Consider the following 22425-nt stretch of genomic DNA (forward strand, 5'->3'; position numbering starts at 1 on the left):
GGAGAGGGTTGCGCAGACTTGGCCTTTGCGAAAGCAAAGGCTTAGTCGGAGCTGGGTGAGGGGTGGGCGCTCGCTTGGCGAGCGCGCGAGCCCTTGGGCTCGCTGTACCCCTCACCCAAGCTGCGCTAGCCAGCAGGCTGGCAAGCTTCGCTAACCCTCTCCCCCTGTCCAGGGGAGAGGGAAGAAGACGCAATCCTAAATGTCGATCCGACCTGGACTGCGCCCAGGCCGAACGGGGGTTTGATGCATCCCCTCACGCCGTTCAGCCTGAGCGCAGTCGAAGGCCACGCGACACCCAGGCAACGAAAAAGGCCGGTCCGCCCCCGCGAACCGGCCTTTTCTGCATTTCCGAAACCGGGTCGATCAGGCGACGGCGGCCTGTTCGCCCTCGTCGGGCTCGCGCAGCACATAGCCGCGGCCCCAGACCGTCTCGATATAATTCTCGCCCTCGCAGGCCAGGCTCAGCTTCTTGCGCAGCTTGCAGATGAAGACGTCGATGATCTTCAGTTCGGGCTCGTCCATGCCGCCATAGAGATGGTTCAGGAACATCTCCTTGGTCAGCGTCGTGCCCTTGCGGAGCGACAGCAGCTCCAGCATCGCATATTCCTTGCCGGTCAGGTGGACGCGGGCACTGTCGACCTCGACCGTCTTGGCGTCGAGATTGACCGCCAGCTTGCCGGTGCGGATGATCGACTGCGAATGGCCCTTGGAGCGGCGGACCACGGCATGGATGCGCGCGATCAGTTCCTCGCGGTGGAACGGCTTGGTGACGTAATCGTCCGCGCCGAAGCCGAAGCTGCGCACCTTCGAGTCCATCTCGTTGATGCCGGACAGGATCAGGACCGGGGTCGAGACACGGGCGACGCGCAGCCGCTTCAGCACGTCATAGCCATGCATGTCGGGCAGGTTCAGATCGAGCAGGATGATGTCGTAATCATACAGCTTGCCGAGATCGAGGCCTTCTTCGCCCAGATCGGTGGTATAGACGTTGAAGCCTTCGCTGCCGAGCATGAGCTCGATCGCCTTGGCGGTCGTCGGTTCGTCCTCGATCAGCAATACGCGCATCGATTGTCCCCATTCGCGGAAATGTCGCCCCCTGTGCCCCGGCGACTGGTATTCTAAACATTAACCAATGCAGCAGTGAACGTAAAAGGTTAATTCGGTCCTAACCCGGAACATTGTCGTCGGGCTTCAGCCTTGCACCGGGTCCCAGCAGCGTCTGGTGTTCGACGCGCGGAATATCCTCGCCCAGCACTTCGCGCAGATACAGGCTGCGGATCAGGGTGAAGGCGACGATAAGCAGCGCGGCGGAGAAGAACAGCCCGAACAGGCCGAAGATCGTGCCGATGCCGATGATCGCGAACAGCGTGACCGCCGGGGGGATGGCGACCACGCGGCTGGTGACGAAGGGGGTGATCGCGTTGGTCTGGACCAGCCGGACGACCGCGAAGGTGATGAGCGTGCCGATGATCGCGCCGTTGCCCCCCTGCGCCGCCAGCCCCAGCGCGGGCAGCATCGCGGCGATCGGCCCGACATAGGGCACGAACTCGCTGAGGCCGGTCAGCAGCCCCAGCGCGGCGGCGGAGGGTACGCCCGCAATGGCGAGCCCGACGCCGACCAGCACCCCCATCGTCGTCATCTGGATCAGCTGCGCGCGCAGCCACAGGCGCAGCGTCGACCCCGTGTCGAACAGCGCATCCTCCATCGCCGACCGCATCGAGCGGGGCACGAGCAGCAGGAAGCCGCGCTCGTAGATTTTGGGATCGGCGGCGAAGAACAGCGCGCCGACCAGCAGGAGCAGGCAGTTGAGCACGAACTCCCCGGCGCCCGACACGATGCCGCCGATATCCTGCGCGACGCGACTGCCCGCATAGGCGGCGCGCACCGCATCGACGACTTTGGCCCCGACCGGCGACTGCGACGCCCAGGCGGCGAGCTGGTCGATCAGGATCGGCAGTTGCGTGACCAGCGTGTTGAGCTGCTGGCGAAAGGCGACTCCGAACAACCAGGCGAGGAACCCCAGCACCGCCAGCACCGTGGCGACCGACAGGGTCAGCGATCGCTTCGGCCCGATCGGCAGGTGGTCGGCATAGAGGTCGGCGATCGCATGGATGACGATCGCCCCCAGCACCGATCCGAAGGCGAGGATCAGCAGGTCGCCCGCGCGGAACAGGGCGGCGGTGATGCCCAGGACCAGCAGGGTCAGGACGATGCGGCGGATGAAGCGCGCATCGCTGTCGTCGGGGCGCAGCCGGTTCATCGCACCGCCTCCCGTTCGCGCGCCACGGTACAGGGATCGCGCACCGTATCGGCCAGCCAGGCGATCAGCGCCTCGACGCGGGCGGGACGCAAGGGGCTGGGCGGGGTCAGCAGATGCAGCCCGATCGGCGGCGGGGTCCAGTCCTCCAGGATCGGCACGACGCGCCCGCTGGCCATGTGCGGCCCGATGATGAAGCCCGGCAGCCGCGCGATGCCCAGCCCGGCGACCACCGAGGGGACCAGCGCGTCGCCGCTATTGGCGGTCAGCGGACCCTGCGGTCGCACCGACACCTCGGCCCCGCCGGGATGGCGGAAACGCCAGGGGCCGGTGACGTTGGAATAGCTGAGCAGCCGATGCTCGCCCAGTTCGTTGGGATGGCGCGGCGTGCCATGTTCGGCCAGATAGCCGGGCGAGGCGACGACATGGGTCGAGATGCCGCACAGCCGCCGGGCGCGCAGCGAACTGTCGGGCAGGTCGGCGATGCGCAGCGCGATGTCATAGCCCTCCGCGACGATATCGACCTTGGCGTCGGACAGGCTCAGCTCGATCTCGATCCCCGGATGCCGCGCCAGGAAGTCGGCGATGACCGGCGCGATGTTGGTGACGCCGAACGACATCGGCGCGGCCAGCCGGATGCGGCCCGCCGGCGCGCTGGCGGCGTCGCGCGCGGCCTCCTCGGCGGCGCGCGCCTCGGCCAGGATGCGCGAGGCATGCTCGGCCAGCGGCTTGCCCGCCTCGGTCAGCGCCAGGCGGCGCGAGGTGCGGTGGAACAGCGACTGGTTGAGCTGCGCCTCCAGCCGGGTGATCGCCTTGGACACGGTCGCCTTGGACAGCCCGATGGCATCGGCGGCGGCGCTGAACGAACGATGCTCGACCACGGCGGCGAAGATCGCCCAGGCCTCCAGATCCGGCAGACGCATCGCTTTCCCTTGCCCCTTCGCGCGACCATCGGCGATCGGCTCCGCGTTACAATGAACGTGGAAACGATCGGTTTCCAGCGTTTCCGTTTACGCGATCCTATTCGGCCCTATCTTGTGAGCATCCAAGGGAGAAATTCCATGACTGCCATTACCGCCGAGAAGGGCATCGACCGTCGCAGTTTCGAAAGCCTGGGCCATGCCAATCATGGCTGGCTGGACGCGCGGCATCATTTTTCCTTCGCCAGCTATTATGATCCCGCCCGCATGGGCTGGGGCGCGATCCGGGTGTGGAACGACGACGTCATCGCGCCCAATGCCGGTTTCCCGCCGCATCCCCATGCCGACATGGAGATCATCACCTATGTTCGCACCGGCGCGATCACCCATCAGGACTCGATGGGCAATGTCGGCCGTACCGCAGCGGGCGACGTGCAGGTGATGAGCGCCGGGTCGGGCGTCCGCCACGCCGAATATAATCTCGAGAACGAGCCGACGACGCTCTTCCAGATCTGGGTCGAGCCGCGCAGCCGTGGCGGCCAGCCGAGCTGGGGTGCCAAGCCCTTTCCCAAGGGCGAGCGGTCGGGCCGGTTCGTGACGCTGGCGAGCGGCTTCGACGATGACGGCGACGCGCTGCGCATCCGCGCCGATGCCCGCGTGCTGGCCGCGACGCTGCGCGCCGGGGAAAGCGTCGAGCACCGGGTGGGCGCGGGGCGTCACGCCTATCTCGTCCCCGCCACCGGACGGATCGAAATCGACGGTGTGCCGTTCGCGGCACGCGATGGTGCGGCGCTGTCGGGCGATGCGGAAGGCCGGACGGTGACGATCACCGCCATCGAGGATGCCGAGATCGTTCTGGTCGATTCCGAATAATTCCATTTACCCAAGGGAGTATTTCACATGGCGAAGGTTCTGGTCCTTTATTACTCGTCCTATGGCCATATCGAGCAGATGGCCGACGCCATCGCCGAGGGCGCACGCTCGGCCGGTGCCGAGGTGGACATCCGCCGCGTCGCCGAGACCGCCCCGGCCGAAGTGGTCGCCGCGGCGCACTTCAAGACCGACACCGCGCATCCCGAGATCGAGGGCCCCGACGCACTGACCCATTATGACGCGATCATCGTCGGGACGCCCACCCGCTATGGCCGGATGGCCAGCCAGATGGCGGCCTTCTGGGACACGACCGGCGGCGTGTGGATGCGCGGCGGCTTGGTCGGCAAGGTCGGCGGCGCCTTCACCTCGACCGCCAGCCAGCATGGCGGGCAGGAGACGACCCTGTTCTCGGTCCTGACCAACCTGATCCACCACGGCATGACCATCGTCGGCTTGGATTATGGGTTCCAGGGACAGATGGGCGTCAAGGAAGTCCATGGCGGCACGCCCTATGGTGCCTCCACGCTGGCGGACGGCGACGGCAGCCGCCAGCCCAGCCAGGTCGATCTGGACGGCGCCCGCTATCAGGGCAAGCGCATCGCCGAGACGGCGGCCAAGCTGTTCGGTTGATTTCAGGGCCGACCGGCATTCGGCGATGCCTTTCCTTCCCTCGCCCCTCGCAGAGGGGAGAGGGTTGCGCAGACTTGGCCTTTGCGAAAGCAAAGGCTTAGTCGGAGCTGGGTGAGGGGTGGGCGCTCGCGAAGCGAGCGCGCGAGCCTTTGGGCTCGCTCAACCCTCACCCAAGCTGCGCTAGCCAGCAGGCTGGCAAGCTCCGCTATCCCTCTCCCCTGTCCAGGGGAGAGGGAAGAAGCGATTATTAATATCGATCCGACCTGGGGACGGGGGTGCCGAAGGGTGCCCCCGTTTTTGGTGCCGGGCGTGGCCTTCGACTTCGCTCAGGCTGAACGGAGGTTGGGGAACTGGGCTGGATACCAAACCCCGTTCTGCCTGAGCGAAGTCGAAGGCCACGGGAAACCCCTATCGCCGCTTGCCCTTCGTTTTCACCGGCACCGGCGGAGCCGCCACCGGCACCGGCGGCTGGCTCGTGACCACCACATTCAACGGATCGCGCACGCCCGGATCGGCGGGGAACTGCGCGCGTGCCTTGGCGAAGACCGCCCGCGCCTGTGCCGCGCCCGGTTCGGTCGGACTGGTGCCGACCCAGCGCCAGTGCCACGGCTCCCACTTCACCCGCTGCCTGTTGCCCGCCGGGAAGCTCATCTCGAACCCGAAGCGCGGCGCGTTGGCGATCAGCCAGCGTGCGGCCGGGGTCGCCGCCATGCAGGCCTCGGCATCGGGGCAGCCCTTGGCCGGGCGGACCGCGAAGTCCAGCGCATAGCCGGTCGCATGCTCGCTATGCCCCGCAGGCGCGACCGAGACGACGCGCTCGGCGGCGGACACGCTGCGGTCGCGGCAGAAGACGTTGCGCTGGCGCGCGACCTCGCGGTGGCAGGACAGGCCGCGCAGCGTGCCCCCCACCGACGGATCGCGGCGGGCCGCGTCGAGCAGTCGCTGAAGATCGGGGATCATCGCCCGGTGCAGGCGGCAATAGGGCTTGAGCCCGAAGCCTGCCGGGGCGGGCACGATGTCCTCGGGCGGCGCATCGCCATAAGCGAAATGCCCCGCGACCCGGCCGTCGGGGCCGGGCGGCGGCAGCGCGCCGTCGCAGGATTGCGCCCGTGCCGTCACGGGCATCGCGGCGATCGTCAGCAGCGCCAGGAAGCGCAGTAAAAGGGCGGGGGCGGTCGGCATGACGCGCGCGCCTCTGGCATGTCGGCGCGCACGGTGGCAAGGGAGCGGCATGCACGGAGATCGCGTTCTATTCATCGACGGCGAAGCGCTGGTGATCGACAAACCGGCGGGCTTGCCTGTCGATCGGCCCCGTAACGGGTCGATCAGCCTCGAAAACCATCTGGAATCGCTCAAATTCGGGTTCAAGCGCTGGCCGACCGCGGTCCACCGGCTGGACCGCGACACCAGCGGCTGCCTGTTGCTGTCGCGCAATCCCAAGGCGCATGCCCGCTTCCAGCAGGCGTTCGAGGCCGGGCTGGTCGAGAAGCGCTATCTGGCGGTGCTGAACGGCGTGGTCGAGGGCGAAGGGATGATCGACCTGGCGCTGGCCAAGGTCTCGACGCGCGAAGATGGCTGGCGGATCGTCACCGATCCGGCGGGCAAGGCGGCCCGCACCGGCTGGCGCGCGCTGCGCCATGAGGGCGGGCGGACGCTGGTCGAGTTCCGTCCCGAAACCGGCCGCACGCATCAGATCCGCGTCCATGCCGCCACGGGCCTCGGCGCGCCGGTGGTGGGCGATCCCGTGTATGGCGCGGGCGAGGCGGGGGGGATGCTGCTCCACGCCGCCAGCCTGACGCTGCCGCGCGGCGAGGCCAAGGACCCGATCACGGCGGAGGCCCCGTTGCCCGAACGCTTCGGCGCGTTTCGCGACTAGGGCGGACCGGCGATGGCGCTGATCCCCGTCACCCGCGCCATCGCGATCGACGAGCGCGAGATCGCCGAGAGCTTCACCCGCGCCTCCGGGCCGGGCGGGCAGCATGTCAACACGACCGACAGCGCGGTGCTGCTGCGCTTCGACGTGGGCGGCTCGCCGAGTTTGCCGGAGGCGGTGAAGATGCGGCTGGCCGTGCTGGCGGGGCAGCGGTTGAGCAAGGACGGCGTGCTGACCCTGCGCGCCGATGCCAGCCGGTCGCAGGAGATGAACCGGCGCGAGGTGCGCGAGCGGCTGATCGACCTGATCCGCGAGGCGACGATCGTGCCCAAGACGCGCCGTCCGACCAAACCGACTCGGGCATCCCAGACCCGGCGGGTGGATGCGAAAAAGGGGCGGGCGCAGGTGAAGGCGGGGCGGGGGAAGGTGCGGTTCGATTGAAAGCGTCGGGGCGTGGCCTTCGACTTCGCTCAGGCTGAACGGCGTGAGGGGTTTGTGGCCCCATATTCCAACGTCCGTTCAGCCTGAGCGAAGTCGAAGGCCACGCGAACCGCTCGCCCAAAGAAAAACGGGCCGGCGAACTGATCGCCGACCCGCTTCCCATTGCCGAAGGGCGAACCCTTTAGCGGCGGACATCCTCGCCCGCGCGGACCAGCGCGTTGCCGGTCGCCTGGCGGGCATTGTCCGCGCCCTGCTCGATCTTGTCGCCCGCCCGGTCCAGGCCACGGTCGATATTGTCGCCCGCGCGGTCGGCATGCGCCGCGGCCCGGTCACCGGCGCGGTCCAGCTTGTCGCCCGCCTTGTCCATGGCATTCTCGGCCGAGTTCAGCGCGCGTGCGGTCGCCGCCTCGACATCGTCCGAGGCATTCTGCGTCGTCGCCTTCACGTCCGAGCCGATGGCGTCGGCGGCCTGCTCGGTCTGCTGCTGGGCGTTCTCGCTGCACGCGGCCAGCGACAAGGCGGCGGCACCGGTCAGGGCAAGGATCAGGGCCTTCTTCATCGCAAACACTCCCGTTTTCATCATTTGATCGGCGTGCCAACGCAGATTATCCGTTTCGGGTCCGTGTCGGCCGAAATCTGTTCGCTCCGTTGACCGCATATAAAGATATCTTTATATCGTGATCCATGGCCAATGCGCTCGAAATCTTTCGCGCCCTCAGCGATCCGACGCGGCTGCGCATCCTGGCGCTGCTGCGGTCGATGGAGCTGTCGGTCGGCGAACTGGCGCAGGTGCTGGGCCAGAGCCAGCCGCGGGTCAGCCGCCATGTGAAGATCCTGGTCGATGCCGAACTGGCCGAGCGCCGCAAGGAGGGCAGCTGGGTCTTCGTCGCGCTGGGCGATCGCGAGGCGGTGGAGCCGATGATGGCGGCGCTCGATCGCTGGACGGCAGAGGCGCCCGATCCTTGGATGGTCGCCGATGTCGCGCGGCTGGCGGCGGTGCGGGCCGACCGGGCGGCGAGCGCGGCGGCCTGGTTCGAGGATCATGCGGGCGAGTGGGATGCGATCCGATCGCTCCATGTCGCGGACAGCGAGATCGAGGAGGCGATGGCGGGCCTGATCGGCGAGGGCGATCTGGGCGCGCTGATCGATATCGGCACGGGCACCGGGCGGATGCTGGAGCTGTTCGGCGACCGGGCGGACTCGGCGCTGGGCATCGACCGCTCGTCGGAGATGCTACGGCTGGCCCGCGCCAAGCTGCACGGCCGCACCAATACCGAGTTGCGGCAGGCGGACCTCTATGCGCTGCCCATGGGCGACGGCGCGGCGGATATCGCGATCCTGCACCATGTGCTGCACTTCGCGCAGCAACCGGGCGCGGCAATCGCCGAGGCGGCGCGGGTGCTGGGGCCGGGCGGGCGGCTGTTGATTGCCGACTTCGCGCCGCATGATCGCGAGGAATTGCGGCAGAAGGCGGCGCATAGCCGCCTGGGTTTCGCCGACGAACAGATGGCGGGCTGGTTCGGCCCCGCCGCGCTGACGCTGGCGCGGACCGAGACGCTGGAGGGCGGCGAACTGACCGTCAAGCTCTGGCTGGGTGTGAAGAAGGGGCTTCGGCCCGTCGAGACGAATAGGGTGAAGGCGGCATGACGAACACGATCCTGACGCGGGCCGAGGCCGCGCTGGCGCATGAGGAGCCGCTGTTCGCCGATGTGGGCGGCGATATCGCGGTCAGCTTCGAATTCTTTCCGCCCAAGACGGAGAAGATGGACGCGCAGCTGTGGGACGCGATCCGCACGCTGGAGCCGCTGGACCCGCGCTTCGTGTCGGTGACGTACGGCGCGGGCGGCTCGACCCGCGAGCGGACCCATGCGACCGTCGCGCGCATCCAGCGCGAGACGACGATGGACGCCGCCGCGCATCTGACCTGTGTCGAGGCGACCCGCGAGGAGATCGACCAGGTCGCGCAGGAATATTGGGCGGCGGGCGTGCGGCATATCGTCGCGCTTCGCGGCGATCCGCCTGCCGAGGGCGCGCGCTTCGTCAGCCATCCCGGCGGCTATGAGAATGCCGCCGATCTGGTCGCGGGCCTGAAGAAGCTGCACCCGTTCGAGATTTCGGTCGCGGCCTATCCCGAATGCCACCCGGATTCGGCGGATCAGAAGGCGGATATCGACAATCTGAAGCGCAAGATCGATGCGGGCGCCAACCGCGCGATCACGCAGTTCTTCTTCTCGCCCGAGGCCTATTTCCGCTTCCGCGATGCAGCGGCGTCGGCGGGGATCACCGCCGAGATCGTGCCGGGCATCCTGCCAGTGTCCAACGTCGCGCAGACCCGCAAGTTCGCCGCGATGTGCGGCGCGGCGATCCCCGAATGGATGGACCGTCTGTTTGAGGGGCTGGACGATCATCCCGGCGCGCGCCAGCTGGTTGCCGCCACGATCGCCGCCGAGATGTGCCGCCGCCTCTATGCGGGCGGGGTGAAGGGGTTCCACTTCTACACGCTCAACCGCGCCGAGCTGGCCTATGCGATCAGCCATTTGCTGGGCGTGCGGGGGAAGAAGGCCGAGGCGGTCGCGGCGGCGTGATCTTAACCCTTCGGGGGTAGGGCGGAGGCGATGCGGCGGGCCGTGTCGCTTCGTGGCTTTCCCTCCCCCGGCCCCTCCCGCTTGCGGGAGGGGAGTGATGAATTCGAGGGTCGGGGTCGGCGACAGCGCATAACCCACGACCCAGGCACGCCCCTCCCGCAGGCGGGAGGGGATGGGGGAGGGCAGGGCCACAGGCGGTGACGCTTGCGGCGCACCCGAACCAGACGAACAACCGCTCGCCAGAGCAGGAGCAAGACGATGACGACCCGCGAAACCTTCCTGGCCGAAGCCGCCAAGCGCATCCTGATCACCGACGGCGCGTTCGGCACCGAGATCCAGAACTGGAAGCTGGACGAGGCGGCCTATGCGGGGACGCTGGGCCTCTCGCACGACCAGAAGGGCAATAACGACATCCTGGCGCTGACCAAGCCCGAGGTGCCCGAGGCCATCCACCGCGCCTATTTCGAGGCGGGGGCGGACATTGCCGAGACCAACACCTTCTCCGCCAACCGGATCAGCCAGGCCGATTACGGCGCGGAGCATCTGGTGCGTGAGATCAATGTCGAGAGCGCCAAGCTCGCCCGTCGCATCGCCGACGAGTTCGCCGCGAAGGACGGCCGCCCCCGCTTCGTCGCGGGCGCGATCGGGCCGACCAACAAGACGCTGTCGCTGTCGCCGGATGTCAACGATCCGGGTTACCGCGAGATCGACTTCGACTATCTCAAGGACGTGTACCGCGAGCAGATCGACGCATTGGTCGAGGGCGGAGCGGACTTCATCCTGATCGAGACGGTGTTCGATACGCTGAACGCCAAGGCCGGGATCATGGCGACGATCGAGGCGGGCGAGGCGTTGGGCCGCGACATCCCGATCATGCTGTCGATGACGCTGACCGATCTGTCGGGCCGCAACCTGTCGGGCCACACGGTCGAGGCCTTCTGGCACGCGGTGCGCCATGCCAGGCCGTTGACCATCGGGCTGAACTGCTCGTTCGGCGCGGAGCAGCTTCGTCCGCATGTGAAGACGCTGAGCGAAATCTGCGACACGCTCATCATGATCTATCCCAATGCCGGGCTGCCCAACGAACTGGGTGCCTATGACGAGGCGCCCGTCACCACCGCCGGTCTGGTCGGCGAATGGGCGGTCGGGGGGCAGGTCAATGTGCTGGGCGGCTGCTGCGGCTCGACCCCTGCGCATATCAAGGCGATCGCGGACAAGGTGAAGGGCATGCAGCCCCGCACCATCCCGACCCCGCCGGTCGTCACCCGCCTCGCCGGGCTGGAGCCGTTCACCATGGCGGCCTGACCCCATAATTCCTCCCCTGTAAGGGGAGGGGGACCATGCGGAGCATGGTGGAGGGGTGTCCCCCCTCTCGATAGCGCGACACCCCTCCGTCAGGCCTTCGGCCTGCCACCTCCCCTTAAAGGGGAGGAATAGAGATCGAGATATGACCAACACCTCCACCAATTTCGTCAATGTCGGCGAACGGACCAACGTCACCGGATCGGCGGCGTTCAAGAAGATGATCCTGGCGGGCGATTACACCCGCGCGGTGGAGGTGGCGCGCAGCCAGGTCGAGAATGGCGCGCAGGTGGTCGACGTCAACATGGACGAAGGGCTGCTCGACGCCGAATACGCCATGACCACCTTCCTCAAGCTGATCGCCGCCGAGCCCGACATCGCGCGCGTGCCGATCATGATCGACAGCTCGAAATGGAGCGTGATCGAGGCGGGGCTGAAATGCGTCAGCGGCAAGCCGATCGTCAATTCGATCAGCATGAAGGAAGGCGAGGAGGCGTTCCTCCACTATGCCCGCCGCTGCATGGCGTATGGCGCGGCGGTGGTCGTCATGGCGTTCGACGAGGTGGGGCAGGCCGACACCAAGGACCGCAAGGTCGAGATTTGCGCGCGCGCCTATGAGCTGCTGATGGGGATCGGCTTCCCGCCCGAGGACATCATCTTCGATCCCAATGTCTTCGCGGTCGCCACCGGCATCGAAGAGCATAACAATTACGGCGTCGACTTCATCGAGGCGTGCCGCGAGATCAAGGCGCGCTGTCCGCACGTCCATATCTCGGGCGGCCTGTCGAACCTGTCGTTCAGCTTCCGGGGCAACGAGCCGGTGCGCCGTGCGATGCACTCGGTGTTCCTCTACCACGCCATCCCGGCGGGCATGGACATGGCGATCGTCAATGCGGGCCAGCTCGACGTGTACGACACGATCGACCCCGAACTGCGCACCGCCTGCGAGGATGTGATCCTCAACCGCGACCCGGAAGCGGGCGAGCGTCTGGTGGCGCTGGCCGAGCGTTATCGCGGCACCGATGCGGTGGCCGAGAAGCAGGCCGCCGAGTGGCGCAGCCTGCCCGTCACCAAGCGGCTGGAATATGCGCTGGTCAAGGGCATCGACGCGCATGTCGTCGACGATACCGAGGAATGCCGCCAAGCCTTTGCGCGGCCGATCGAGGTGATCGAAGGCCCGCTGATGGACGGGATGAACGTCGTCGGCGACCTGTTCGGCTCGGGCAAGATGTTCCTGCCCCAGGTGGTGAAGTCCGCCCGCGTCATGAAGAAGGCGGTCGCGCACCTGCTGCCCTTCATCGAGGCGGCGAAGGAGCCGGGCGCCAAGGGCAAGGGCAAGATCGTGCTCGCGACCGTGAAGGGCGACGTGCACGATATCGGCAAGAACATCGTCGGCGTCGTGCTTCAGTGCAACGGCTTCGAGGTGGTCGATCTGGGCGTCATGGTCCCCTGGTCGAAGATCATCGCGGCGGCGAACGAGAATGACGCCGACATGATCGGGTTGTCGGGCCTGATCACCCCCTCGCTGGATGAGATGGTGACGGTGGGCGAAGAGATGCAGCGGGCGGGCATGACCATGCCGCTGCTGATCGGCGGGGCCACGACGTCGAAGGTCCATACCGCGCTGCGCATCGCGCCTGCCTATTCGGGGCCTGTGGTGCACGTCCTCGACGCCAGCCGCGCGGTCGGCGTGGCGACGACTTTGGTGTCCGACACCCAGCGCGACCCCTATGTCGCGCAGGTCGCCGCCGATTACGAAGCCGTCCGCAAGGCGCGCGAGGGGAAGGGGGCCAATGCCCTGCTGCCGCTGGAGGAAGCGCGCGCGCGCGGCTTCGTCGCGGACATGGCGCTGAAAGCCGGGGAGCCCAGGCAGCCGGGCGTGCATGTCTATCAGGACTGGGACCTGTCCGACCTGCGCGACTATATCGACTGGACGCCCTTCTTCCGCGCCTGGGAACTGGCGGGCAATTTCCCCGCCATCCTGACCGACGAGGTGGTCGGCGAGAGCGCCAGCGGCCTCTACGCCGATGCGCAGGCCATGCTCGACACCATCATCGCCGAGAAGTGGCTGACCGCGCGGGGCGTGGCGGCGCTCTGGCCCTGCCGCCGCGACGGTGACGATGTGATCCTGACGGCCGATGGCGTGGAGACCCGCATCCCCTTCCTGCGCCAGCAGATCGCCAAGCGCGAAGGCCGCGCCAATATGTGCCTGGCCGACTTCATCGATCCGGCGGGCGACTGGATGGGCGGCTTCGCGGTCGGCATCCATGGCATCGACGCGCATATCGAACGCTTCCGGGCGGGGCATGACGATTATAACGACATCCTGCTCAAGGCGCTGGCCGACCGTCTGGCCGAGGCGTTCGCCGAGCGGCTCCATGCGCATGTCCGCACCGACCTGTGGGGCTATGCGGTGGGCGAGCAGCTGACCAACGAGGCGCTGATCCGCGAGCAATATCGCGGCATCCGCCCCGCGCCGGGCTACCCCGCCTGCCCCGAACACAGCATCAAGCGGACGCTGTTCGACCTGCTGGGGGCGGAAAGCGCGGTCGGGCTGGAGTTGACCGACAGCTTCGCGATGCTGCCGACGGCGGCGGTCAGCGGCTTTTACTTCGGGCACGCCCAAGCCGAATATTTCGGCGTCGCGCGGATCGGCGAGGACCAGGTGGCGGACTATGCGACCCGGCGCGGGGTCGATGTCGCGCAGGCGACCCGGTGGTTGCGCCCCAATCTCGATTGATCGGGGCGTTCCACCATTCCTGACGGCTTGATCTTGATTATTATCAAGGCGAGCGAGTAGTCGATGCTAATCACATAGGATATAAAGGCTTTTTGGGAACGCTGCCCATCGCGTCGCGTTGGGGCATCCCATGTCGAAAACCGGAAGCAGCCTTTTCCCCGCGCACGATCCCAGCGAGCCGCAATCGGCCGAGCTGCTGCGTGCGCATATCGCGGCAGCGGATTTCCCTTGCGTCGGCGCCAAGGCGGCGATGGCGCGGGGGACGCTGGATATCCTGGGCGCGCGCGACATCGCCAGCGCCTGGGACGATCTGCGCATCCATGACCGGCTGCGGCGCTTCGCCGAACGCTATCGTGCCGAGCCGCAGCTGTTCCGCAGCCTGGCGGTGGTGTTCGCCGGGCCCGAGCAGCTAGACGAAGCCGCGTTCGAGCGCGCGATCTGGGCGCGGATCCAGTCGCTGTCGGACAAGGATGTCTGGCTGGGGCAGGACTGGGACGAACGGGTCAGCGCCGACCCGGAAGACCCGCATTTCTCGCTGTCCTTCGGCGGCGAGGCGTTCTTCGTCGTCGGGCTGCATCCCAACGCCAGCCGCCCTGCGCGGCGCTTCCCGCGCCCCGCGATGATCTTCAACCTGCACGACCAGTTCGAGATATTGCGCGCCCAAGGCAAATATGAGGGGATGCGCGAGAAGATCATGGTCCGCGACGAGGCGCTGGCGGGATCGCGCAACCCGATGCTGGCGCGCCATGGCGAGATGAGCGAGGCCCGGCAATATAGCGGTCGCGCGGTGGAGGAGGGCTGGCGCTGTCCCTTCCACTATGCGGGCACGGAGGCCGGGGCCGGGCGATGAGCGCGACGACGGTCGAAATTCCGCCCCGTAGCGGCGACGCCTTTCGCATGGCCAGGGGCGACAGCCTGACCGTCATCGACCCGCGGGGCCGACAGGTCGCCGATCTGCTCGCCTTCAACGCGGAGGATCTGGACGAGGTGATCTCGTCGGGCCGGACGCTCGACTATGCCGAGACGATCCGGCTGACCACCGGGCACAAGCTCTATTCCAACCGATCGCGGGTGATGCTGGAGATCGTCGCGGATACGGTGGGGATGCACGACTTCCTGCTGACGCCCTGCTCGGTCGACACGTTCGACCATTTCTATCCCGACCTGCCGCGCCATCGCGGATGTTTCGGCAATCTGGCGGCGGCGCTGGCGCCTTTCGGGGTGGTGCCCGACCGGATTCCGGTGGCGTTCAACTGTTTCATGAACGTGCCGGTCGACGGGACGACCGGCAAGCTGGAGGTGTTGCCACCGCTCAGCGGACCCGGCGACCATATCCGCTTCGTGGCGCATATGGATCTGGTGATCGGCCTGACCGCCTGTTCCGCACCCGCGTCGAACGGGGGGAGCTTCAAGCCGATCGAATATAGGGTCGAGCGCCCCTGACATTCCTCCCCTGTAAGGGGAGGTGGCAGCCCGGAGGGCTGACGGAGGGGTGTCGCGGCCAGCGGGGACACCCCTCCACCATCGCTTCGCGGCGGTCCCCCTCCCCGTGCCGGGGAGGAACAAGCTTACTTCTTACACGTATCCGCCGCACCGGGATCGAGGTCCAGGCAGCGCCCGTCCACGCCCGGTATCGGCAGGCCGATCGTCGCCGCCAGCGTCGGCGCGATGTCGACCGTTTCGACCGACAGCGGCTGCTCGAACCCGGCCATGCCCTTGCGCCAGAACAGGATCGGCACGCGGCGGTCATAGTCCCAGGGCGAACCATGCGTCTCGACATAGCCGGGCGCGGCTTCCTCGATCGTCGTCACGCGCGGCTTGAGCAGGATCAGCAGGTCGCCCGAACGCGTCGGGTCGTAGGAGGACCGCGCCTTCTCCTTCAGCGTCCAGGTCTCGGGCGGGGTGGTGGGCCAGGGCGTCGCGGCGATCTCGTCGCGGGTCAGCGCGGCGGCGACCTGGGGCAGCGCCTCGTAACGGCGCTTCGCCTCGGCCAGCACCTTGGCGCGGGTGGCGGCGGGCAGGTCGCGGTTGATATAGATGTCGCCCTCCGCGCTCATCATGATCGGCGGGGTGTTGGACAGGCCCAGACCTTGCGCGATGACGGCGGCCATCGCCTTGGTCTTGGCCTCGGGCGCGATATGGCTTTCCATCGGCATGGCGCGAATCTGCTGCCGCTCGGTCATGTCGTGCGCGCCGTGGTCGGCGGTCAGCATCACCTCATAGTCGACGCCCGTCGCATCGAGCACGTCGAAGAACCCCGCCAGCGAGCGGTCGAGCTCCTCCATCTGGATGCACATCTCGGCCCCCTGGGTGCCCAGCGCATGGCCGATATAGTCGGTCGCCGACAGGCCGACCGACAGCATGTCGGTCTGCGGACCCTGGCCCAGCTTCATGTCCTGAACGAAGCCCGCCGCCATCGCCAGCACCGCCGCATCGGCGGCGGGCGAGACGCGGAACGCCTTCAGGTCGCCCGCCGCGCGCTGGAACCGGCCGGTGCCCAGGGTCTGGCTGCCGACCGTGATCGGCCGGTCGAGCGACTTGCAGAAACCGGGCAGCGGCAGCGGCGCCTGCGGTTTCGCGACCAGATCGGCGACCGCCTTGCGCGTGCGCTCCACGACCGGCGGCACGGCGCGTCCGGCATAGGAGACATAGGTCTTGCCGTCCCACCACCAGATCTCGTCCATCTTGTGCCCGCCCATCATCACGGCGGCGCGGTCTTTCCCTGCGACCGAGACGGTGCGGACGCGCGGATCGGCGGTCTTCATCCGCTCGCCCAGCGTCGGCACCTTCAGGTGCATGTCCGACACGGTGTAGTTGTTATGGTCGTTGCCCGCGACGCGCTCGTCCTCCGAGCAATAGACGATCTTGTCCGCGCGCCCGACCGACTGGTCGATCCAGTTGTTGGCGATGATCCCGGTATGCGCGGGGCGATAGCCGGTCAGGATGGTCGAGTGGCCGGGGCAGGTCTCGGTCGCGGCATGGCTCTGATAGCCCGAGGGGAAGACCGCGCCGGTCAGCAGGCGCGCCATGCCGCCGGTGAAGTGGTTGCGATATTGCTGGAACAGGTCGGCGGAGAACTGGTCGACCGAGATCGCCACGATCAGCTTGGGCGGCGTGGTGGGAAAGGGGGGCTGCGGCGTGCCCGGCAGGGTGGCGACGGGGGCGGGCGCGGTGCCCGGCACGGGGCTGGCGGTCTGGGCGAGCGCCGGGGTGGCGAACAGCGCGGCGGAGGCGAGAAGCGCGGCAGTCAGGGAGTTCATGGGCAACCTTGGTGCAAAGCGTGGACGGGGACGCTATGGAACGCGAAAGCGGGTTAGGGCAAGGTCGATGCGCGGTTGGTTTTACATCCTGATGACGGCGCTTTTCATGGTGATGGGCTATGCCCCCGCCATGGCGGAAAGCGGCCCCCCGGCCGCGCCCGGCGCGATCCATCTGCCGATGCGGCTCGTTCCCGAAAGCGCGACCCCGGCGGCGGGCGGCCATGTCACGCTGGCCATCGCCGCCACGCCCGAAAAGGGCTGGCACGGCTATTGGAAGAATGGCGGCGATGCGGGCCTGCCGACCGAGGCGCACTGGACGCTGCCCCGGGGCGTGACGGCGGGCGAACTGCGCTATCCGGTGCCGGGGCGGCTGAAGATCGCCGGGCTGATGAACTATGTCTATGAGCGGCCCTTCGCGCTGCTCGTCGACCTGAACCTGCCCGCCGGGCTTGCCAGGGGCACCGCGCTGCCCGTGTCGGTCAAGCTCGACTATCTGGTCTGCACCGACACCATCTGCGTCCCCGAAAGCCAGACGCTGTCGACCACGCTGACCGTGGGCGACGGCGCGGTCGCACCTGCGACGCGCGCCGAGTTCGACCGCTGGCGCGCCGCGCTGCCCCGGCCGCTGGGCGGCGACGGCGTGATCGAGACGAAGGGCAAGGGCGTGCGGATCGCCATCCCGCTGCCCGCCTCGGTCGCGGTGAAGGATGCCTATTTCTTCCCCGACCGCAGCGGGGTGATCGACCATGCCGCGCCGCAGACGCTGACCCGCAATGGCGACCAGCTGATCCTGGCCATCCCGGCGGCCGCCGTGCCGACGCCGGGGCCGGTGTCGGGCGTGCTGTCGATCGGCGAGGGGCAGGGGCTGGCCTTCGCCGCCAAACCGGGCGCGATCGCCGGGGCGGGCGGCGATGCCGATCATGGCGTTGGCGCGGTGGCGCTGGCCTTTCTGGGGGCGGTGCTGGGTGGGTTGCTGCTCAACATCATGCCCTGCGTCTTCCCGATTCTGAGCCTCAAGGCCCTAAGCCTCGCCCGTGGCGGGGGTGACGAGCGGCATGCGCGGGCCGAGGCGCTGGCCTATACGGCGGGCGTGGTGCTGGTGTGCGTGGGGCTGGGCGTGATCCTGCTGGCGCTCCGCGCAGGGGGGCAGAGCGCGGGCTGGGCATTCCAGTTGCAGGACCCGCGCGTGATCGGCGTCCTCCTGCTGCTCGTCGCGGGGATCGCGTTCAACCTGGCGGGTCTGTTCGAGCTGCCGACCCCGGCCTTTGCGGGCCGTTCGGGCGCGATGGGGGCGTTCGCGACCGGCGCGCTGGCGGCGTTCGTCGCGACGCCGTGTTCGGGGCCGTTCATGGCAGGCGCGCTGGGTGCGGCGCTGGTCCTGCCCGCCGCCGCCGCGCTGGCGGTGTTCGCCGGGCTGGGGATCGGCATCGCGCTTCCCTTCATCGCCATCGGTTTCGTGCCCGCGCTGCGGCGGCGGCTGCCCAAGCCGGGCATGTGGATGGTCCGGCTGCGCCATATCCTGTCGGTGCCGATGTTCCTGACCGCGCTCGCGCTGGCCTGGATATTGGGGCAGGAGGCGGGGGTGACCGGCATGACGTTGGGGCTGGCCGCCGCATTGCTGGCGTCGCTGGGCTTCTGGTGGACCGGGCTTCGCCAGCATGGCGGCAAGGGCCGCGCGGGCTGGCCCGCCATCGCCGCACTGGTGCTGGCGGTGGCGATCGTGGTGACGGTCAAGCCCGCCGCGGCGGTGGCCAGGACCACCGCCGACACCGCCTTCAGCGAAGCCAAGCTGGAGGATCTGCGCAAGCAGGGCCGCCCGGTCTTCGCCTATTTTACCGCCGACTGGTGCCTGAGCTGCAAGGTCAACGAGGCCGCCGCGATCGAGCGCAGCTCGGTGCGCGATGCCTTTGCGCGCAACAAGGTGGCGGTGCTGGTCGGCGACTGGACCGATGGCGATCCCGTGCTGGGACGGTTTATCGAGCGGCACAACCGGGCCGGGGTGCCGCTCTACCTCTATTATGCCCCCGGCGCGAAGGAGCCGCAGGTGCTGCCGCAGGTGCTGACCCCGTCGATGCTGGAGAAGCTTGGGGCGTAAAATCCTCCCCGGTACGGGGAGGGGGACCAGCCGCAGGCTGGTGGAGGGGGCTCTCCACCAGGCGAGTCATTTGCGGCGATCCCCCTCCACCCCCGCTTCGCGGCGGTCCCCCTCCCCGTGCCGGGGAGGATTGCATATCCCCCCTTGCACGCCCCCATCATGCGGTGCAGCATGGAACCCGGCCGCAAGGGGGAGCGTAACAACCGGATGGGGACCATCGCCGCGTTCGACGAAATCATGGGGGGCTCGGGCGCGGTTGCGTCTCGCCCCGAACTGTCTGCTTTGCACCGCTGGCTCGATACCACTCCCGACACCGAATTGCGCCGCCGCCAGCAGGCGGCCGAGGCGACCTTCCGGCAATTGGGCATCACCTTCGCCGTCTATGGCGAGAGCGATGCGGCCGAGCGGATCATTCCGTTCGACATCGTGCCGCGCGTCTTCCTGCCCGACGAATGGGCGCGCCTGTCCGAAGGGCTGGTCCAGCGGGTCGAGGCGATCAACGCCTTCCTCGACGATATCTATGGCGAGCGGAAGATCCTGCGCGACGGGATCCTGCCGCCCGACCTGATCTTCGGCAATCCGCAGTTCCGCCCCGAAATCGCGGGGATGCGCCCGCCGCACGGGGTGTGGGCGCATATCTGCGGCATCGACCTGGTCCGGACCGGCCCGGACGATTTCTTCGTGCTGGAAGACAACGCCCGCACGCCCTCGGGGGTCAGCTACATGCTGGAGAATCGCGAGGCGATGCTGCGACTCTGCCCCGAGCTGTTCCGGCAATTCCGGGTGGCGGCGGTCGACAGCTATCCCGACCGGCTGCTCGCCACGATGAAGTCGGTCGCGCCGCACGGCGTGGCCGAGCCGACCTGCGTCGTGCTGACGCCGGGCCATTACAACTCCGCCTATTACGAGCACAGCTTTCTGGCCGATTCGATGGGGATCGAGCTGGTCGAGGCGGCCGATCTGGTGGTGGACGACGACATCGTCTGGATGCGCACCATCGCGGGCCGGGTGAAGGTCGATGTCATCTATCGCCGGGTCGATGACGATTTCCTCGATCCCTTGGTCTTCCGTCCCGATTCGATGCTGGGCGTGCCCGGCCTGATCGCGGCCTATGCGGCGGGCAATGTCGCGATCCTCAACGCGCCGGGCAACGGCATCGCCGACGACAAGGCGATCTACAGCTATATGCCCGATATCGTACGCTATTATTCGGGTGCCGAGCCCAAGCTGAAGAATGTCGAGACCTGGCGCTGTCGCGAGCCCGAGGCGCTGGCCTATGTGCTCGACCATCTGGACGAACTGGTCGTCAAGCTGGTCGACGGGTCGGGCGGCTATGGCATGCTGGTCGGCCCGACCGCGACAAAGGCGCAGATCGAGCATTTCCGCGCCGCGCTGATCGCCGAGCCGCACCGCTATATCGCGCAGCCGACGCTGGCGCTGTCGACCGTGCCGACCCTGGTGGAAAGCGGGGTCGCGCCGCGCCATGTCGATTTCCGCCCCTTCGTCCTGACCGGCCGCAACGGGGTTGAGGTGACGCCGGGTGGCCTGACCCGTGTCGCCCTTCGCGAAGGCTCGCTGGTCGTCAATTCCAGCCAGGGCGGCGGCACCAAGGACAGTTTCGTCCTGCTCCATCCCGAACCCGATAGCTGGGTGCAGGTGCAGGGCCAGCAGTCGCAGATCCAGACGCAGGGGGCGCGCTGATGCTGTCGCGGACCGCATCCTCGCTCTACTGGCTGGGGCGTTATTTCGAACGGGCGGACTTCATCGCCCGACTGGTCGAGGCGACCGTCCGGCTCGACGTGCTGTCGCCGCGATCGGCGGGGCTGGCCGCCTGGGGCTCGGCGCTGGCCGTCACCGATACCGCCAGCGCCTTTGCCGATGGCGGGCGCGAGCTGCGTCGGCGCGAGGTCGCGCGTTTCCTGACGGTGGAGGGCTGCCATCCCGGCTCGATCGTCCGCTGCGTCGACATGGCGCGGACGAACGCGCGCGCGGTCCGCACCGCGCTGACCCGCGAGGCGTGGAGCGCGATCAACCGCGCCTGGCTGCATTTCGAGGCCAAGCCCGCCGCCGACGATCCCACCGCCGTCCTGGGCCTGGTCGAGGCGGTGAAGAACGAGACGCGCGGGTTCGAGGGTGCGGTGCACCGGATGCTGCGCAACCAGACGACCTGGTTCATCCGGCTGGGCCAGGCGGTCGAGCGCGCGGACAACACCGCGCGGCTGCTCGACGTCAAATACCACATCCTGCTTCCGGCGGGCGAGCGGATCGGCGGCGTCGTCGATCGCGACCAGTGGACGACGATCCTCCAGACTGTCTCCGCGGTCACCGCCTATCGCTGGCTTTATTCCGACGGGTTGAAGCCCGCCAATGTGATCGACCTGCTGATCGCGCGCACCGAGCTGCCGCGCAGCCTGGCGGCGTCGGTCGAGGAAACGGTGGACGTGCTGGGGCAATTGGCCCGGCGTACGGGGCAGCATGGGGAAGCGGATCGTATGGCGAGGGTGCGCGCAAACCGGATGGGCAAGACGCGGTCGGGCGACGTGATCGCGGGCGGGCTTCACCAATATCTCGAAGCCTTTATCCAGGAGAATGCCCAGCTGCACGGCGCCATCGGCCGTCAGTTCAAGTTCGCCTGATGCGTATCGCCATCGAGCATCAGATCACCCACCGCGTGCAAGGGCGCGGCGGGGCGATCGCCCAGATGCTGCGCCTGACACCGGGCAACAGCGACGACCAGACGGTCGGGCACTGGCGGATCGATGTCGACTGCGACGCGCGGCTGCGCCCCGGCCAGGACGGGTTCGGCAATGCGGTGACGATGCTCTATATCGAGGGGCCGGTCGAACAGGTGACGATCACCGCCAGCGGCGACGTGCTGACCAGCGACGCGCATGGCGTGGTCCATGGCACCATCGAGACGCTGCCGCCCGCGCTGTTCCTGCGCGCGACCCCGGCGACCCCGCAGGACGCGGGCATAGCCGCCTTCGCGCGCGAAGTGACGCAGGACACGGACGGGCCGCTCGCCGCGCTCCATGCGCTGAACGCGGCGTTGCACCGGCGCTTTGCGGACAAGGTCGGGCCGGGGGCGGCCGATGCGGGACAGGCCTTCGCCGCGGATGCGGTCGGGGCGTGCGACCTGGCGCATATCTTTTGCGTGGCGGCGCGGTCGCTGGCGATCCCGGCCCGCTTCGTCTCGGGCTTCGCGCTGCTCGACGGCACGACCAGCGCGCATTGCTGGGCCGAGGCGCATGTCGAGGGGCCGGGCTGGATCGGGTTCGATCCCAGCATCGGCCTCAGCCCGCAGGACCGCCATGTCCGGGTCGCGGTGGCGCTCGATGCCGCAGGCGCGGCGCCGGTGGCGGGCGAGGCGTGGAGCGACCGGGTTCCGGTGGCCGCTGCGAGCCAGTAGGATATAAGGCCCGACCCCCGACCCTCCCCTGAAGGAGCGG

20 protein-coding genes are annotated in these 22425 nt (G+C 68.1%); 14 read left to right on the plus strand and 6 right to left on the minus strand.

Annotated elements, in window-relative coordinates:
* Positions 1-363 precede the first annotated feature (363 nt).
* The 3 genes from ctrA to ABIC44_RS11400 form a co-directional block, all read right to left on the minus strand.
* A complete protein-coding gene (ctrA, locus tag ABIC44_RS11390) occupies positions 364-1065 on the minus strand; it encodes a response regulator transcription factor CtrA (protein ID WP_307103291.1) in 702 nt (233 codons plus the stop codon).
* Positions 1066-1165: 100 nt separating this feature from the next.
* A complete protein-coding gene (locus ABIC44_RS11395; protein WP_307103293.1) occupies positions 1166-2260 on the minus strand; it encodes an AI-2E family transporter in 1095 nt (364 codons plus the stop codon).
* Complete coding sequence (locus ABIC44_RS11400; RefSeq protein ID WP_354295516.1) at positions 2257-3180, minus strand: LysR family transcriptional regulator; 924 nt, start codon at positions 3178-3180, stop codon at positions 2257-2259. The genes ABIC44_RS11395 and ABIC44_RS11400 overlap by 4 nt, the downstream gene beginning before the upstream one ends.
* Positions 3181-3318: 138 nt before the next feature.
* Between ABIC44_RS11400 and ABIC44_RS11405 the strand changes: the two genes are divergently transcribed.
* Positions 3319-4050 (plus strand): pirin family protein, encoded by a 732-nt coding sequence (locus ABIC44_RS11405; RefSeq protein ID WP_307103297.1) that lies wholly within the window; start codon positions 3319-3321, stop codon positions 4048-4050.
* 27 nt (positions 4051-4077) lie between these two features.
* Positions 4078-4680 carry an NAD(P)H:quinone oxidoreductase gene (wrbA, locus tag ABIC44_RS11410; protein ID WP_307103299.1) on the plus strand — a complete coding sequence of 201 codons (603 nt, stop codon included), beginning with the start codon at positions 4078-4080 and terminating at the stop codon, positions 4678-4680.
* 408 nt (positions 4681-5088) lie between these two features.
* Here wrbA and ABIC44_RS11415 read toward each other — a convergent pair whose 3' ends face one another.
* Positions 5089-5862, minus strand: coding sequence for a M15 family metallopeptidase (locus ABIC44_RS11415; RefSeq protein ID WP_354295518.1), 774 nt, complete (start codon positions 5860-5862; stop codon positions 5089-5091).
* 49 nt (positions 5863-5911) lie between these two features.
* Here ABIC44_RS11415 and ABIC44_RS11420 point away from each other — a divergent pair, with 49 nt between their 5' ends.
* Complete coding sequence (locus tag ABIC44_RS11420; protein ID WP_354295520.1) at positions 5912-6556, plus strand: RluA family pseudouridine synthase; 645 nt, start codon at positions 5912-5914, stop codon at positions 6554-6556.
* A 12-nt stretch (positions 6557-6568) separates the two neighbouring features.
* A complete protein-coding gene (arfB, locus tag ABIC44_RS11425) occupies positions 6569-6994 on the plus strand; it encodes an alternative ribosome rescue aminoacyl-tRNA hydrolase ArfB (protein WP_354295522.1) in 426 nt (141 codons plus the stop codon).
* 181 nt (positions 6995-7175) lie between these two features.
* On the opposite strand, the gene ABIC44_RS11430 is transcribed toward arfB, so the two are convergent.
* Positions 7176-7553 (minus strand): hypothetical protein, encoded by a 378-nt coding sequence (locus ABIC44_RS11430; protein WP_309693246.1) that lies wholly within the window; start codon positions 7551-7553, stop codon positions 7176-7178.
* 125 nt (positions 7554-7678) lie between these two features.
* On the opposite strand from ABIC44_RS11430, the gene ABIC44_RS11435 reads away from it, so the two are divergent.
* The 6 genes from ABIC44_RS11435 to ABIC44_RS11460 all read left to right on the plus strand — a co-directional run bounded on the left by ABIC44_RS11435 (position 7679) and on the right by ABIC44_RS11460 (position 15064).
* Entirely contained in the window at positions 7679-8641 is a 963-nt protein-coding gene (locus tag ABIC44_RS11435) for an ArsR/SmtB family transcription factor (protein ID WP_354295524.1), read from the plus strand.
* A complete protein-coding gene (metF, locus tag ABIC44_RS11440; RefSeq protein ID WP_354295525.1) occupies positions 8638-9579 on the plus strand; it encodes a methylenetetrahydrofolate reductase in 942 nt (313 codons plus the stop codon). Before ABIC44_RS11435 ends, metF begins: the two co-directional genes overlap by 4 nt.
* 258 nt (positions 9580-9837) lie before the next feature.
* Positions 9838-10884: a homocysteine S-methyltransferase family protein gene (locus ABIC44_RS11445; protein WP_354295527.1), complete on the plus strand. Its 1047-nt coding sequence runs from the start codon at positions 9838-9840 to the stop codon at positions 10882-10884.
* A 142-nt stretch (positions 10885-11026) separates the two neighbouring features.
* Complete coding sequence (gene metH / locus ABIC44_RS11450) at positions 11027-13621, plus strand: methionine synthase (protein ID WP_354295529.1); 2595 nt, start codon at positions 11027-11029, stop codon at positions 13619-13621.
* A 130-nt stretch (positions 13622-13751) separates the two neighbouring features.
* Positions 13752-14471 carry a guanitoxin biosynthesis heme-dependent pre-guanitoxin N-hydroxylase GntA gene (gene gntA, locus ABIC44_RS11455; protein ID WP_354295531.1) on the plus strand — a complete coding sequence of 240 codons (720 nt, stop codon included), beginning with the start codon at positions 13752-13754 and terminating at the stop codon, positions 14469-14471.
* Entirely contained in the window at positions 14468-15064 is a 597-nt protein-coding gene (locus tag ABIC44_RS11460; RefSeq protein WP_354295532.1) for a DUF1989 domain-containing protein, read from the plus strand. Before gntA ends, ABIC44_RS11460 begins: the two co-directional genes overlap by 4 nt.
* A gap of 125 nt (positions 15065-15189) precedes the next feature.
* Here the strand turns inward: ABIC44_RS11460 and ABIC44_RS11465 are convergent, their stop codons facing one another.
* On the minus strand, positions 15190-16881 hold the full coding sequence (locus ABIC44_RS11465; protein ID WP_354295533.1) for an alkaline phosphatase family protein: 1692 nt from the start codon (positions 16879-16881) through the stop codon (positions 15190-15192).
* A gap of 67 nt (positions 16882-16948) precedes the next feature.
* On the opposite strand from ABIC44_RS11465, the gene ABIC44_RS11470 reads away from it, so the two are divergent.
* From ABIC44_RS11470 to ABIC44_RS11485, 4 genes are all read left to right on the plus strand, one after another.
* Positions 16949-18976, plus strand: a complete 2028-nt coding sequence (locus ABIC44_RS11470; protein ID WP_354295535.1) for a protein-disulfide reductase DsbD family protein — start codon at positions 16949-16951, stop codon at positions 18974-18976.
* A gap of 207 nt (positions 18977-19183) precedes the next feature.
* Positions 19184-20677: a circularly permuted type 2 ATP-grasp protein gene (locus tag ABIC44_RS11475; protein WP_354295609.1), complete on the plus strand. Its 1494-nt coding sequence runs from the start codon at positions 19184-19186 to the stop codon at positions 20675-20677.
* Positions 20677-21612, plus strand: coding sequence for an alpha-E domain-containing protein (locus tag ABIC44_RS11480; protein WP_309693270.1), 936 nt, complete (start codon positions 20677-20679; stop codon positions 21610-21612). The genes ABIC44_RS11475 and ABIC44_RS11480 overlap by 1 nt, the downstream gene beginning before the upstream one ends.
* Positions 21612-22385, plus strand: a complete 774-nt coding sequence (locus ABIC44_RS11485; protein WP_354295536.1) for a transglutaminase family protein — start codon at positions 21612-21614, stop codon at positions 22383-22385. The genes ABIC44_RS11480 and ABIC44_RS11485 overlap by 1 nt, the downstream gene beginning before the upstream one ends.
* Positions 22386-22425 lie beyond the last annotated feature (40 nt).

Origin of the sequence: Sphingomonas sp. 1185, from assembly GCF_040544655.1 — a bacterium.
GTDB lineage: Bacteria > Pseudomonadota > Alphaproteobacteria > Sphingomonadales > Sphingomonadaceae > Sphingomonas.

What these genes read in the sequence shown, in the direction of transcription:
- ABIC44_RS11415 (WP_354295518.1), bottom strand. Translation starts at nt 5,862, where the DNA reads ATGCCGACCGCCCCCGCCCTTTTACTGCGCTTCCTGGCGCTGCTGACG.
- ABIC44_RS11430 (WP_309693246.1), bottom strand. Translation starts at nt 7,553, where the DNA reads ATGAAGAAGGCCCTGATCCTTGCCCTGACCGGTGCCGCCGCCTTGTCG.
- ABIC44_RS11420 (WP_354295520.1), top strand. Translation starts at nt 5,912, where the DNA reads ATGCACGGAGATCGCGTTCTATTCATCGACGGCGAAGCGCTGGTGATC.
- ABIC44_RS11475 (WP_354295609.1), top strand. Translation starts at nt 19,184, where the DNA reads ATGGGGACCATCGCCGCGTTCGACGAAATCATGGGGGGCTCGGGCGCG.
- ctrA (WP_307103291.1), bottom strand. Translation starts at nt 1,065, where the DNA reads ATGCGCGTATTGCTGATCGAGGACGAACCGACGACCGCCAAGGCGATC.
- ABIC44_RS11470 (WP_354295535.1), top strand. Translation starts at nt 16,949, where the DNA reads ATGCGCGGTTGGTTTTACATCCTGATGACGGCGCTTTTCATGGTGATG.
- ABIC44_RS11480 (WP_309693270.1), top strand. Translation starts at nt 20,677, where the DNA reads ATGCTGTCGCGGACCGCATCCTCGCTCTACTGGCTGGGGCGTTATTTC.
- ABIC44_RS11485 (WP_354295536.1), top strand. Translation starts at nt 21,612, where the DNA reads ATGCGTATCGCCATCGAGCATCAGATCACCCACCGCGTGCAAGGGCGC.
- ABIC44_RS11460 (WP_354295532.1), top strand. Translation starts at nt 14,468, where the DNA reads ATGAGCGCGACGACGGTCGAAATTCCGCCCCGTAGCGGCGACGCCTTT.
- gntA (WP_354295531.1), top strand. Translation starts at nt 13,752, where the DNA reads ATGTCGAAAACCGGAAGCAGCCTTTTCCCCGCGCACGATCCCAGCGAG.
- metF (WP_354295525.1), top strand. Translation starts at nt 8,638, where the DNA reads ATGACGAACACGATCCTGACGCGGGCCGAGGCCGCGCTGGCGCATGAG.
- ABIC44_RS11445 (WP_354295527.1), top strand. Translation starts at nt 9,838, where the DNA reads ATGACGACCCGCGAAACCTTCCTGGCCGAAGCCGCCAAGCGCATCCTG.
- ABIC44_RS11395 (WP_307103293.1), bottom strand. Translation starts at nt 2,260, where the DNA reads ATGAACCGGCTGCGCCCCGACGACAGCGATGCGCGCTTCATCCGCCGC.
- metH (WP_354295529.1), top strand. Translation starts at nt 11,027, where the DNA reads ATGACCAACACCTCCACCAATTTCGTCAATGTCGGCGAACGGACCAAC.
- ABIC44_RS11465 (WP_354295533.1), bottom strand. Translation starts at nt 16,881, where the DNA reads ATGAACTCCCTGACTGCCGCGCTTCTCGCCTCCGCCGCGCTGTTCGCC.
- ABIC44_RS11400 (WP_354295516.1), bottom strand. Translation starts at nt 3,180, where the DNA reads ATGCGTCTGCCGGATCTGGAGGCCTGGGCGATCTTCGCCGCCGTGGTC.
- ABIC44_RS11435 (WP_354295524.1), top strand. Translation starts at nt 7,679, where the DNA reads ATGGCCAATGCGCTCGAAATCTTTCGCGCCCTCAGCGATCCGACGCGG.
- arfB (WP_354295522.1), top strand. Translation starts at nt 6,569, where the DNA reads ATGGCGCTGATCCCCGTCACCCGCGCCATCGCGATCGACGAGCGCGAG.
- ABIC44_RS11405 (WP_307103297.1), top strand. Translation starts at nt 3,319, where the DNA reads ATGACTGCCATTACCGCCGAGAAGGGCATCGACCGTCGCAGTTTCGAA.
- wrbA (WP_307103299.1), top strand. Translation starts at nt 4,078, where the DNA reads ATGGCGAAGGTTCTGGTCCTTTATTACTCGTCCTATGGCCATATCGAG.